This window comes from Bordetella genomosp. 11 (genome assembly GCF_002261215.1).
Lineage (GTDB): Bacteria > Pseudomonadota > Gammaproteobacteria > Burkholderiales > Burkholderiaceae_B > Bordetella_C.
On the sequence record NZ_NEVS01000004.1, the window covers coordinates 4584773 to 4597585 of the forward strand.

Annotated in this window: 12 protein-coding genes; 3 read left to right on the top strand and 9 right to left on the bottom strand. The window is 68.5% G+C overall.

Translation table 11 applies throughout. The features are described from left to right. The first annotated feature begins 231 nt into the window (after nucleotides 1-231). On the top strand, nucleotides 232-1437 hold the full coding sequence (locus CAL28_RS28310) for an aminotransferase-like domain-containing protein (RefSeq protein WP_094844304.1): 1206 nt from the start codon (nucleotides 232-234) through the stop codon (nucleotides 1435-1437). Between the two features lie 10 nt (nucleotides 1438-1447). Beyond that, a complete protein-coding gene (gene ubiA / locus CAL28_RS28315; RefSeq protein WP_094844305.1) occupies nucleotides 1448-2377 on the top strand; it encodes a 4-hydroxybenzoate octaprenyltransferase in 930 nt (309 codons plus the stop codon). A gap of 19 nt (nucleotides 2378-2396) precedes the next feature. Here ubiA and CAL28_RS28320 read toward each other — a convergent pair whose 3' ends face one another. After that, the gene (locus CAL28_RS28320) at nucleotides 2397-3806 is read right to left on the bottom strand and encodes a DUF1254 domain-containing protein (RefSeq protein ID WP_094844306.1); all 1410 of its coding nucleotides are present in this window, start codon (nucleotides 3804-3806) and stop codon (nucleotides 2397-2399) included. A 273-nt stretch (nucleotides 3807-4079) separates the two neighbouring features. On the opposite strand from CAL28_RS28320, the gene panB reads away from it, so the two are divergent. Continuing rightward, nucleotides 4080-4922, top strand: a complete 843-nt coding sequence (gene panB / locus CAL28_RS28325) for a 3-methyl-2-oxobutanoate hydroxymethyltransferase (protein ID WP_094844307.1) — start codon at nucleotides 4080-4082, stop codon at nucleotides 4920-4922. Between the two features lie 113 nt (nucleotides 4923-5035). On the opposite strand, the gene CAL28_RS28330 is transcribed toward panB, so the two are convergent. The 8 genes from CAL28_RS28330 to CAL28_RS28365 all read right to left on the bottom strand — a co-directional run bounded on the left by CAL28_RS28330 (nucleotide 5036) and on the right by CAL28_RS28365 (nucleotide 12737). After that, a complete protein-coding gene (locus CAL28_RS28330; protein ID WP_094844308.1) occupies nucleotides 5036-5815 on the bottom strand; it encodes an SDR family NAD(P)-dependent oxidoreductase in 780 nt (259 codons plus the stop codon). 73 nt (nucleotides 5816-5888) lie between these two features. Continuing rightward, entirely contained in the window at nucleotides 5889-6962 is a 1074-nt protein-coding gene (locus CAL28_RS28335) for an ABC transporter substrate-binding protein (RefSeq protein WP_094844309.1), read from the bottom strand. After that, a complete protein-coding gene (locus tag CAL28_RS28340; protein WP_094844902.1) occupies nucleotides 6959-8131 on the bottom strand; it encodes an NAD(P)/FAD-dependent oxidoreductase in 1173 nt (390 codons plus the stop codon). Before CAL28_RS28340 ends, CAL28_RS28335 begins: the two co-directional genes overlap by 4 nt. Next, nucleotides 8128-9588, bottom strand: coding sequence for an NAD(P)/FAD-dependent oxidoreductase (locus CAL28_RS28345; protein ID WP_094844310.1), 1461 nt, complete (start codon nucleotides 9586-9588; stop codon nucleotides 8128-8130). The genes CAL28_RS28340 and CAL28_RS28345 overlap by 4 nt, the downstream gene beginning before the upstream one ends. Further along, nucleotides 9581-9898, bottom strand: a complete 318-nt coding sequence (locus CAL28_RS28350) for a (2Fe-2S)-binding protein (RefSeq protein ID WP_094844311.1) — start codon at nucleotides 9896-9898, stop codon at nucleotides 9581-9583. The genes CAL28_RS28345 and CAL28_RS28350 overlap by 8 nt, the downstream gene beginning before the upstream one ends. Then, nucleotides 9895-10689 (bottom strand): ABC transporter permease, encoded by a 795-nt coding sequence (locus tag CAL28_RS28355; RefSeq protein WP_094844312.1) that lies wholly within the window; start codon nucleotides 10687-10689, stop codon nucleotides 9895-9897. The genes CAL28_RS28350 and CAL28_RS28355 overlap by 4 nt, the downstream gene beginning before the upstream one ends. Before the next feature lie 90 nt (nucleotides 10690-10779). Then, nucleotides 10780-11676, bottom strand: coding sequence for an ABC transporter permease (locus CAL28_RS28360; RefSeq protein WP_094844313.1), 897 nt, complete (start codon nucleotides 11674-11676; stop codon nucleotides 10780-10782). Further along, nucleotides 11673-12737 carry an ABC transporter ATP-binding protein gene (locus CAL28_RS28365; RefSeq protein ID WP_094844314.1) on the bottom strand — a complete coding sequence of 355 codons (1065 nt, stop codon included), beginning with the start codon at nucleotides 12735-12737 and terminating at the stop codon, nucleotides 11673-11675. Before CAL28_RS28365 ends, CAL28_RS28360 begins: the two co-directional genes overlap by 4 nt. Nucleotides 12738-12813: the final 76 nt, after the last annotated feature.

Below are 12813 nucleotides of genomic sequence, written 5' to 3' on the forward strand. Positions count from 1 at the left end.
GAAAAACCGGGGACAGTCCGTAGGCGTCTGCTTTTCGGCGCACATGGCCGGCGGCGGCCCGGGCATTCCGGCAAAAAGTGGGAGAATACCGCTTTGCCGTCCCTCGTTAGCCTCCGCCCTCCCGTCAATGGTTTCCAGCCCTGGATCCCTCCCCGGCCGCGCTGGCCGGGCACGGCGTTCCGGCGGCCGCCCGGCGTGGCCGTTTCCCCCGTTCTTTGATGCCTACCTTCCATGGACAAGCCCTTCGAACCCGAATGCACCTTTTCTGAACGCGCCCTGCAGCTGACCAGCTCGGCCATCCGCGAAATCCTCAAAGTCACCGAGCGGCCGGACGTCATCTCCTTCGCGGGCGGCCTGCCGGCTCCCGGCGGCTTCCCGGTGGACGTCGTCCGCCAGGCGTTCGACAAGGTACTGGTCTCGAATGGCCGCGCCGCCCTGCAGTACGGCCCCACCGAGGGCTACAGCCCCCTGCGCGCCTGGGTCGCCGACGACCTGAACCGCAAAGGCGCCCATGTCGCGCCTGATCAGATCCTGATCGTTTCCGGCTCGCAGCAGGCGCTGGACCTGCTGGGCAAGGTGCTCATCGACAAAGACAGCAAGGTCATGGTGGAAACGCCCAGCTATCTGGGCGCGCTGCAATCCTTCAGCCTGTACCAGCCGCGCTACGAATCCGTGGCCTCCGACGAGGGCGGCCTGATCCCGGAAGCCCTGACGCCGGCCAACGCCCAGGGCGCGCGCTTCCTGTACGCGCTGCCGAATTTCCAGAACCCCACCGGCCGCACGCTCAGCCGCCAGCGCCGCGAGGCCCTGGTGCAGCAGGCCGCGCGGCTGAACCTGCCCGTCGTGGAAGACGACCCCTACGGCGAACTGCGCTATGCCGGCGAGCCCCAGCCCAGCCTGCTGTCGCTGGGCGGCGAGGTCGGCGCGCACATCATCCGCATGGGCTCGTTTTCCAAGGTGCTGGCCCCCGGCCTGCGCCTGGGCTATATCGCCGCGTCGCGCAAGCTGATCGACAAAATGGTGCAGGCCAAGCAGGCCACCGACCTGCACACATCCACGCTGACGCAGATGGCGGTGTACGAGATCGTCAAGGACGGCTTCCTGGAACAGCACCTGCCCACCGTGCGCGAGCTCTATCGCAAGCAATGCGGCTACATGCTGGACGCGCTGCAGCGCGAGTTCCCCGCCGCGGCCACCTGGACGCGGCCGGAGGGCGGCATGTTCATCTGGGTGACGCTGCCCGAAGGCATCGACACCACGCAGCTGCTGCAGCAGGCCATCGAGGAAAAGGTCGCCTTCGTGCCGGGCCAGCCTTTCTACGCCAATGCGCCGGCGCCGCGCAATACGCTGCGGCTGAGCTTCGTGACCGTGCCGGAAGAAAAAATCCGCAGCGGCATGGCGACGCTGGGCCGGCTGATCAAGGCGCAGCTGGGCTGAGGGCGGCCGCATGTCCACGCAGCACCCCACCGGCCGCATCGACCTGAACGATATCGAGTTCGACGACTGGGTGGCCCGCTGGCTGCCCCGGTCGTGGGGACCGTATGCGCGGCTGTGCCGCCTGGACCGCCCCATCGGCACGTGGCTGACCCTGCTGCCGGCGCTGGCCGCGCTGGCCCAGGCGGCCGACGGCTGGCCGACGCCCTGGCGGGTCGTGGTGTTCTCGCTGGGCGCGCTGCTGATGCGCGGCATCGGCTGCACCATCAACGACATCTTCGACCGCGACATCGACAAGCACGTCGAACGCACGCGCTACCGGCCGTTGACCAGCGGCCAGCTGACACTGCGGCAGGCGCTGTGGTTCCTGTTCGCGCAGCTGGCGGTATGCGCCTCGCTGCTGCTGGCCATCAATCCCATGAGCCGCTGGCTGGCCGTGGCCCTGCTGCCCATCGTCGTGATCTATCCCCTGTGCAAGCGCGTCACCTACTGGCCGCAGGCGGTCCTGGGCGTGTGCTTCAACTGGGGCATGCTGATGGCCTGGTCGGACACCCGCAACGAAGTTCCCCTGGGCGCGATCGCGGTCTACGTCGGCACCATCCTGTGGCAAATCGGCTACGACACGATCTACGCGTACATCGACGTGCGCGACGACCGCAGGCTGGGCCTGCATTCCACCGCCCTGCGTTTCGGCGCCGCGGGCAAGACATGGATCGCCGGCTTCTACATCGCCACGCTGGCGCTATGGGCCTGGGGCGGTTATGCGGTCGGCCTGGGCTGGCCCTACGCGGTCGGCATGGTGCTGATCGGCGCCCACCTCGCCTGGCAGCTGAAGAAGCTGGACCTGGACCGCCCCGAACTGGGGCTGGGTTTGTTCCGGGCCAATCTGTGGGTGGGCGTGATGCTGGTGGCCGCTTCGGTGTTCGGCGGGCTGGCCGGCTGAACGGCGCCCCGCCGATTCGCTACTGGATCCGCCGTATCGACGGCGGCCGCCATAATCCCTCGACGGCGTCCTCGCGTGGCTGGTACATGCGCAGCATCAGCGTGAAGCGGCCGCTCTGGGGCGCGGGCAGCCAGTTGCGCAGCTGTTCGCCCGCGGGCGGTGCGTACTGCACGTAGACAGTGGACGTGCCATCCGCCGCCGGCGTCAAGGGATGGCGGCTACCGACGGCGTACAGATTGACCGCGTTGTCGTACAGTTCGCGCCGGTCGTTGTACAGCGTCATCGACCAGAGCGCGTCCGCGGGCGGCAACTGGCCGCGATCGAAGCGCACCTCATAGCGGAAGCTGCCATCCAGCAGCCGCCCCTCCGAATCGGCGGCGGCGCGCAGCACGATTTCATCTTCCGGCAAAGGCGTGGCGAGCTGCACGCGCGCGGCCCGGGCCCGCAGCGCATAGTCGGTGCCGTAGCTGCCCAGCCGCCGGTCGGGCATGCGCCAGGCATCCCCGCGGCGCGGCCGTGGCTGCATGGGCGAACGCACGCTGGCCTGCCCGCGCAGCGCGCCGGCCTCCACCGCGGCCCGTATGTCGGCGGGCAGGCGCGAGGGGTCGAAACGTTGGCCGGGCGCCAGGCCCAGCCTGGCCATGCGCTGCAGAACCGGGTCATCGCCGGCATGCGGCGGATAGCGCGAGGCCAGTTCCGCGAACGCCGAAAAGAACTCCTGCGCCGGCATCTCGCCGACCTGATCGACCGGCGCGCGCCGCGACAACGCCACGTCGAAATGCCCCTCCGGCGGCACGGTCTTCTTGCCCCAGCGCGACAATGGCGTGGCTTCCACGGCCATCTGGAAACCCTGCGCGGCGCCCAGGTCCCGCAGGTCGCGATACGCCACGCGCAAACGCAGCAGGCCGGCATTCGTGGGCGCGCGCAGCGCCTCCGCCGGCTTGGGCAGCTTGCCGTGCCAGTCGGATGCCACGATCGCATACACGCGCAGGCCGTCCTGCGCCGTGCGGCTGCCCGGTGCCGAGAACACATCGGACCACATATCGGCCAGGGTGATCGAGTAATAGCGGCCGCGCGCGTCGGGCACCTCGATCAGCAGCGGTTCCTTGGATACGTCGAACCACAACAGCGACCACAGCGTGTCGACGTCGGGGTAAGGCAGACCGTGCAGCAGCGGGTCCGCGGGCCGGCTCATGTGCGTGAAGCGGTTGACCGGCGCGCCAGCGCCGAACGCGATGTCCGGCACCTGCACGTTGGTCTGCACGCGACGGGCGACATCCATCAGCACCAGCGGATATGCGTAGACGTAGGCGTCGGCGGCAATATCGCGCGCCTGGCCCGCGTCCAGCGGCGGCGCCGCCCACGCGGGCACGCGCCCGGCGGCGGCCAGGCATAGCACCACCACGGCAAGACTGCGGCACAAACGCATGCGGAATCGCCCCCCGGGTGCCGCGCGGACATTCCGCGCGCCTCGGCAAAATTCTAGTGGGCGAAAGTCTTAGCACCCATCCCGGAAACGATGCATAAAAGGATGACGCGGACATGGAATCCCCGGTCTGCCCGGGTACCCGACAGGATGCGCGGCGCCCGCGGCCGCTACGTTGGCGTCCCCATGGCCGGCCACAGCCGATAGAATGCGCCTTATTGGTGCATCGCCGCGGGGCGATGCGCCGCCCCATGTTCCACCACTACAGGCACGCCCATGTATCCGACCGTCGCAGGCGACGCGCAAGCGCCTCGCAAGCCCATCACTTTGGCCACGCTGGTTGCCATGCACCAGCGCGGCGAAAAAATCGCCATGCTTACCTGCTATGACGCCAGCTTCGCCTCGCTGCTGGACCAGAGCGGTGTCGACATCCTGTTGATCGGCGATTCGCTGGGCAATGTCGTGCAGGGGCAATCGTCGACGCTGCCCGTCACGCTGGAGCACATGGTGTATCACACCGAATGCGTCGCGCGCGGCAACAAGACCGCCTGGGTGCTGGCCGACCTGCCGTGGGGCAGCTATCACGAATCGCCCCGGCAGGCCTATGCCAGCGCGGCGCGGCTGATGGCGGCCGGCGCGCAGATGGTAAAGGTGGAAGGCATGGACGGCCGCACGCCGTGGATGTCCGACATCGTGGCCTTCCTGACGGAACGCGGCATACCGGTGTGCGCCCACATGGGCCTGACGCCGCAGTTCGTGCATGCGCTGGGCGGCTACCGGGTGCAGGGCAAGGACGATGCGGGCGCGGCGCACCTGAAGCAGCAGGCGCGCGTGATGCGCGATGCCGGCGCCAGCATGCTGCTGTACGAGATGGTCCCCGCCGCGCTGGCCGCCGACATCACGGCCGATGTGAACATCCCCACCATCGGCATCGGCGCCGGCGCCGGATGCTCGGGACAGGTGCTGGTGCTGCACGATATGCTGAATGTCTTCCCGGGACGCAAGGCGCGCTTCGTGCGCAATTTCATGGACGGCGCGAGCAGCATCCAGGATGCCGTCCAGGCCTATGTACGCGCGGTGAAGGACGGCAGCTTCCCGGCCCCGGAACATTCCTATTGAGCGATGGCGAGCCGGCACGCCGGATCGTACCCGGCAGGATCGCACGCCGCCGGATCCCGCGGGCCGGCGCACGCACTGCCGCACCGCGCCCCGGGCCCGTCACACCGGGCCTGTCAAACCGTGTAGTTCAATGCCAGGCGACCGCCGTCGATATACAGCGTTTCGCCGGTGATGTAGCTGGACGCGTCGCTTAGCAGATACGCCACGGCGTCGGCGACTTCGGACGGTTCGCCCAGGCGGCGCATCGGCGTGCGGCTCATCAGGCGCGCGCGCGTGGTTTCGTCCGCCAGCACGGCCTTGCGTGCCAGTTCGGTGGCGATGGTGCCCGGCCCCACGGCGTTGACGCGGATACCGTGATCGACCAGCGACAGCGCCATGACGCGCGTCAGCTGCGCCAGCCCGCCCTTGCTGACGTTATACGAAGCAATGGTCGGGATCGCCATGACGGCGTTCACCGAACTCATGTGCACGATGGCGCCGCCGCCCTGCTCCACCATGACGCGCGCGACCGCCTGGCCGACCAGGAAAGCGCCCTTCAGGTTGATATTCAGCACCGCGTCCCATTCCTCTTCCGTGATGTCCAGGAAGTTGGCGGTGCGCACGATGCCGGCGTTGCTGACCAGTTGATCGATGCGTCCGTAGGCCTGCCGCGTCGCGGCCACGGCGGCGTCCACCGATGCCTTGCTGGCGACGTCGCAATGGATGTAGCCGACACGGCCGCCGTCGCGCGAAAGCGCATCGGCCAGGGCCTGGCCCGGCGCATCGGCGACGTCCCATATCGCGACGGCGGCGCCGGCCTGCGCGAGGCGGCGCACGCATGCCTCGCCTATGCCTTGCGAGCCGCCGGTCACCACGGCGACCTTGCCCTTGAAATCGAAAGTCGTATTGCTCATTGAAGGAATCTCCTGCCCGCGCGCGCGGCGCTTCCTGTCGAAGCGCCGTTGCGAGGATCGTAGCGCATCCGGCTTACCGTTCGACGGTGCGGTTCCAGCGCGCGTTGAAGGCGGGACGGGTGGCATTGATGGCATCCCAGTCCAGGACCTTGGCGGTTTCCATATAGGTCTGGAACTGCTTGAGCATGTCCTGGTTGGCGGGGTCGGCCTGCACCTTGCGGTTGGACGGGAAATGCCCGCCGTACTTCAAGGCATTGGCCTGCGCCTGCGGCGACAGCAGGTACAGCGCCAGCTTCTGCGAGAGGTCCGGTTCGCTGTTCTTGGCGATGACGCACTCGCCCACCATCAGGATGACCGAGCCTTCCTTGGGCTGGACGTATTCGACCGGGATGTCGCGTTTCTTGAGCCGGGCAATGGCGGTCGGCGTCAGCGGGAAGATGGCCGCCTCGTCGGATTGGATCATTTCCGCCAGCTTGGCCGAATTCGGGATGTACTCCAGCACGTTGGGGCCGATCGTGTCGCGCCACTTGGCGAAACCCGGATCCGTGTGCTGGTCGTCGCCGCCTTCGATGCGGTTGTACATCAGGAAGGCATGCAGGCCGAAGGTGCTGTTCGAGGCCGACTGGAAGACGACCTTGCCCTTGTACTTGGGATCGGCCAGGTCCATCCATGACGTGGGCGCCGCCCAGCCGTTTTTCTTGAACAGCCGCGTGTTGTAGCCCAGGCCCGTCATCCCCATGTCGATGCCGGCGGCCATGCCGTCCTTCATGACCGCGGTGGGATAGAGATCCTTCAGCACGGGATCGTCGTGCAGCTTTTCGCACAGTCCCATGGTTACCGCGCGCGCCATCACGCCGTCGTCCAGGAACATCACGTGCATCTGCGGCGAGTCCTTGTAGGCCTGCGCCTTGGCCAGGACTTCGGTGGACGTGCCGGGGACCACGACGATCTTGACGTTGTTGGCCTTTTCGAAATCGGGGAAGACGTATTGCGTGAACGCGCGCTCCATGTCGCCGCCGTTCATGCCGACATACAAAGTTTTCTGTTGCGCCCAGGCGCCGGCCGGCAGGACCGACAGGGCCGCCAGCATGGCGGCCCCGGCCAGTCGAAGGGCGCGTGATTTGCGATCGTGATTGCGGTTGCTCATGTCGACTCCAGCGGATGCCCATGGCCAAGTTCCGTGCGATCCGCGGCCGCATGAGCGTCGGCAGCGTATCGGTCGATGCGGAATGCATCAATGGGAATTGCGGTCCGTCCGGTGGCGGCCAGGTCCGCCAGGACCTCGCCGGCGGCGGGCCCGACCTGGAAACCCGCCCCGGAAAACCCGAAGGCATGAAACAGCCCGGGCGTGGTGCGGCTGGGGCCCAGCACCGGGTTGTGGTCGGGCATGCTGCCCTCCACGCCGGACCAGAAGCGGATGATGTGCGCGCCGCGCAGCGTGGGCAGCAGCGCCGCCGCCTTCGCCATCAGCGTACCGATCTGCGCGCGGCCGGGCCGGGCAAGATCGGCATCGACCGATACGCCACGGCCGCCGCCGATCACGCAATTGCCGCGGTCCACCTGCCGCGCATAGACGCCGCCGCCTTGCACGCCCAGGCTGGCCGTCATGAAGCGCGGCAGCGGCTCGGTGACCATCATCAAGGGATGGATGGAAGTCTCCGGCACGGGTTCGCCGAACGCCGCGGCGAACCGCCCTGCCCAGGCGCCGGCGCAGTTCAGCAGGAGGCGGGCGCGGACTTCCAGCGCCGCGCCGGCGCGCAGCACGAAACGTTCGCCGTCGTGCGCCGCGCTGTCGACGCGGGTGTGCTCGCGCACGCAGGCACCGGCGCGCCGCGCGGCCTGGGCGAATGCCGGAGACACCAGGCGCGGGTTGGCGTGCCCGTCATCCGGACAGAACGAACCGCCGACCACGTTGCTTCCGAGCCACGCGAAGCGGCGCTCCAGCGCGGCACGATCCAGCATCTGCAGATGCATGCCGAAGCCCCGCGTGCTGGCGCGATAGCGTTCGAGTTCGGCGAGGTCGGCGTCGGTGTAGGCGAGTTTCAGATGGCCGCTGCGCTGGTACTCGCCGTCGATGCCGATCAGGCCGGGCAGGTCCCCCCACAGCGCATGGGCACGCTGCGTCAAGGGCATCTGCGCCGGCGGACGGCCCTGGCGGCGCACGCCGCCGTAGTTGACGCCGCTGGCCTTGGCGCCGCAGGCGGCCGCGTCCAGCAGCACCACCGGTACGCCGCGGCGCCGCAGGAACAGCGCGGCGCTGGCGCCGACGATGCCGCCGCCGATGATGGCGACTTCGGTGTCCAGGCGCTCCATCAGGACCTGCCCTGCCCGGACAGCCCCGAGCCGCCGGCCGCGTGCAGCGTGCCGCCGGCGTATACGGACGGGTCGTATCGCGCGTCCGTGGAGAACAGCTGGATGGGAATGGGCTTGATGGGCGGCTGCGCGCGCAGCCAGCCTACCTGGGGCAGCGCCACCCCGCTGGCGCGCGCCAGTACCTCGGCGGCCGCGGCACCGCACATGCGGCCCTGGCAGCGGCCCATGCCGACGCGGGTCAGGGCCTTGCCGCGATTCAGTTCGCACGCGCCATCGACCTGCGCCGAGGCGCGCAGCGCTCCCACCGTGATTTCCTCGCAGCGGCACAGGATGACGTCGTCGTCCAGCGACGCCGCCCAATCGTCCGGAAAGGGAAACGCGCGTTCAAGCGCGTCGCGCATGCGTTCCTGCCGCGCCAATCCGCGCTGCAAGACCTCGGCGCGCGCGGGCTCCGCGAGCATGCCCAGGTCTTCGAGCATCGCCAGGGCGGCGCGCTCGCCGGTCAGTTCCGCCGCGTCCGCGCCGGCGATACCGGCACCGTCCCCGGCCAGGTATACGCCGGGCACCGACGCCCTTCCGGCGTCGTCGCGTTCGGGCAGCCATGCCCTATCACGTTCGTGATAAGCGAAGCGACAGCCGGCCACCGCGGCCAGCTGGGTCTCCGCGCGCAGCCCCAGGCCGTAGGCCAGTGCATCGCAAGCGATGCGCAGCGGTTTGCCGCCGCCCGCGCCGTCGGCCTGGCGGCAGACGATGCCGGAGACCCTTTCATAGCCGATGGCATGATCCGGCAGCACGCCGGCATACATGGGGATGCCGTGCAGCCGCAGCCAGGCCATGGTGTACAGGCCTTTGCCCACCAGCGCGGGTGTGCGCAGCATGCCCGGCAAGGCAGCCAGCCTGTCCGCGGCGGTCGCGGTATCGAGTACGGCGGCCACGTCGGCGCCGGCCTTGGCATATTGGTACGCCACCAGGTACAGCAGCGGGCCGGTGCCCATGAAGGCCACGCGTTGGCCCACGCCGCAGCCCTGGAACTTCAGCGCCACCTGCGCGCCTCCCAGGGTGTAGACGCCGGGCAGGGTCCAGCCGGGAAAAGGCAGCACGCGATCGGTCGCACCGGTGGCCAGGATGACGTGGGTGTACTCCACGGTCTCGTTGCGACCGTCACGCAGGACGTCCAGCACACCTTGTTCGCAATTCCATGCCAGCGAGCCGGGACGGTAGTCGATGGACGGCATCAGCGCCTGCATGGTTTCGTGCAGCCGCGCGGCCTTGCGATGCTCGAATCCGTAGAGTTCGCGTCCCGGACGCTGGAAACCCGAGGGCGGCTGGCGATAGATCTGTCCGCCCGCCCGTTGCGCCTCGTCCAGGACGACGGGCCGCAGCCCGGCGGCGACGAGCGCCTGCGCGGCGCGGATGCCGGCCGGCCCCGCTCCGACAATGACGGGACGTACTTCACGCATGGCCGTCCTCCTTGCGCGCGGATGACAACAAACGCATGCCCGACGCGATGAAGGTGGAGCAGGCGCGCAGCCGCGTGCCGTCTTCCAGCCGCATCCAGCAGTCCTGGCAGGCTCCCATCATGCAGAAACCGGCGCGCGGCGCGCCGCTGAATTCGGTCTCGCGCAGGCGGCCCATATGCACCAGCACGGCCGTCAGTACGGTATCGCCGGCCAGGGCGCGCGCGGCCTTGCCGTCCAGCACGAAGTCCACCGGCGCGCGGTCCCGCTCGCCCAGGCGCGTCAGCAGCGGTTGCATGCTTGCGGCCGTCATCGCTGTCCCACCAAAACGCGGTCCAGGCCGTATATGCGGTCCAGCAATAGCATGGCGACGGCCGTCAGGGCGATGACCGTCGCGGATACCGCCGCCATCATGGGATCGATGGATTCGGTGGCATACATATACATGCGCACCGGCAACGTCACGGTGGATGGCGCGGTAATGAACACCGACATGGTCAGTTCGTCGAAGCAATTGATGAAGGCAAGCAGCCAACCGCCGAAGACGCCCGGCACGATCAGCGGCAAAGTGATCTTGAAGAAGACCGTCGCGCGATTGGCGTTGAGCGAGAGCGCCGCGTGCTCGATGGAGCGGTCGAAGCCCGTCAGCGAGCCCACCAGCAGGCGCAGCACGTAGGGCGTGACGATGACGACGTGGCTGGCCACCAGCCAGGAGAAGCTGCCGCTGCTGCCGATCAGGGCGAAAAAGCGCATCAGCGCGACGCCCAGCACCAGGTGCGGGATCATCAGCGGCGACAGCAGCAGCCCGTTCAGCGCGTCGCGGCCGGGAAAACGGTAGCGCGTGATGGCGCTGGCCGCCGGCAGCGCCAGGCATACCGCCAGCGTGGCCGACAGCGTCGCCAGCAGCAGGCTGTTGCGGAAGGACTGCATGAAATCGGCGTGCGCGAACAGGGCGTGGAACCAGCGCAGCGAGAATTCATGGGTGGGAATGCTCAGGGTCGAGGCCGGCGTGAAGGCCACCAGGCAAACGACCACCAGGGGCGCCAGCACGAAGGCCACCACCAGGGCATTGAAGGCAAGCGCGAGAGGGCCGTTCTTAAGCATGTCCGCCGGGCTCCCGGGTATGGAACTTGGCGCGGGAATGACGGCCTGCCCCGCGTCGACGTCCGTTGGTGTGCGTGCGCATGCGGTCTGCTATCCCAGGCTGCGGCGATACGACCGCTCGATGACGCGGTTGTAGGCCATCATGATGATGACGTTGGCCACCAGCAGCAGGATCGCCAGCGTGGCGCCCAGCGGCCAGTTCAGTTCGGTCAGGAATTCGTCGTACACGATCGTGGCGACCATCTTCAGCCGCCGCCCGCCCAGCAGCGCGGGGATGGCGAAGGAACTGGCGCTCAGGCCGAAGACGATCAGGCTGCCGGACAGTACGCCCGGCATGCATTGGGGCAATACCACGCGCAGCAGGGTCTGCAGGCGCGAGGCGTTCAGCGAATAAGCGGCGTGCTCGACCGATGGGTCGAGCTTCTGCAGCGACGTCCACACCGGGATGATCATGAAGGGCAGCATGATGTGCACCAGGCCGATCACGATGGCGGTGGGCGTGTACAGCAGCGATCCCCACCCCAGCGCCTGGGCGACCTGCCCCAGCGGGCCCGCGGGGCCCAGCAGCATGCTCCAGCCGAAGGCCCGCACGACCAGCGATATCAGCAGCGGCGACAGGACCGCCAGCAGGAAAATCGAACGCCAGGGCGCGCGCATGCGGCTCAGGATGTAGGCCTCGGGCACGCCAACGGCCACGCAGATCGCGGTGGTCAGCACCGATATCCATAGCGTGCGCCAGAAGATGCCCAGGAAATACGGGTCGCTCAACACCGTGGCGTAATGGTGCAGCGTCATGCCCGGCTGTATGCCGGTGTTGTAGTCGAAGGGACGGAAAGTCAGGACGAAGGTCAGGCCCAGCGGCGTCAGGACCAGCGCCAGGAACACCACGCCGATCGGAATGGCGCCCAGGATGGCCGGCAATCCGTCCATCCTGCGGCGCGGCGTGGCTGCCGCCGCGCGGGAAACGCCCAGGCCGGGGGCGCTCATGCGGACGCCTCCAGCGCCGGCAGCACCCGCGCGACGTCGGCTTGCCAGTCCACGCCGATGCGGTCGCCGTCGCCATGCGGCGCGCGGCCGTCATTGGGGGTGAGCATTGTCAGCACGCCCAGCGGCGTATCCAGCTCGTACATCCATTGGCTGCCCAGGAAGTAGCGCGTGGCGACCGTGCCGGTCAGCCTGCCCTGCCCGGGGGCCACGGACCGCAGTTTTTCCGGGCGCAGGCAGACGCGCACGGCATCGCCCGTGCTCAGGCCTTGCCCGTCCACGTCCAGGCTCAGGTCGCCGCTGCGCACCTCGGCGCGCTCGCCGGCGCGCGTGACGGTGCCCGGCAGCAGATTGGTCTTGCCGACGAATCGCGAGATGAACTCGCTGCCGGGATGCTCGTACATGCGGTACGGCGGGTCGATCTGCGTGGCGCGGCCCTCCTGCATGACCACGACACGATCGCTGATCGAGAGCGCCTCGGCCTGATCGTGCGTCACCATCAGCGTGGTGGTGCCGGTCTTGCGCTGGATGGCGCGCAGCTCGAACTGCATGTCCTCGCGCAGCTTGGCATCCAGGTTGGACAGCGGTTCGTCCAGCAGCAGCACCGGCGGCCGTATCACCAGCGCGCGTGCCAGGGCCACGCGCTGGCGCTGGCCGCCGGACAGTTCGCGCGGATAGCGGTCGCCGTGCTGGTCCAGTTTCACCAGCGCCAGTGCCTCGCACGTGCGGTCGCGGCGTTCGGCGCGGCCCACCTTGCGCATGGCCAGTCCGAAGTCGACGTTGTCCCGCACCGTCAGGTGGGGAAACAGGGCATAGGTCTGGAACACGATGCCCAGGCCCCGCGTGTTCGGCGCCGCATGCGTGATGTCGCGGCCGTCCAGGACGACCCGGCCGCGCGTCACATCGGCGAAGCCGGCGATCATCTGCAGCGTGGTCGTCTTGCCGCAACCCGACGGGCCGAGCAGGGAAACGAACTCCCCCTGCTCCACGGACAGGTCGAGATCCCGCACCACGCGCAGATCGCCGTAGTCCTTGGATAGCTTTTCCAGGCGAAGAAATGACATGCCGCACCCTGCCGTTTCCGTGATGGGTGGCCGCCCGGCCTGGGAGGCCCACCCGTTCAACGCAAGGGCAGTCTAG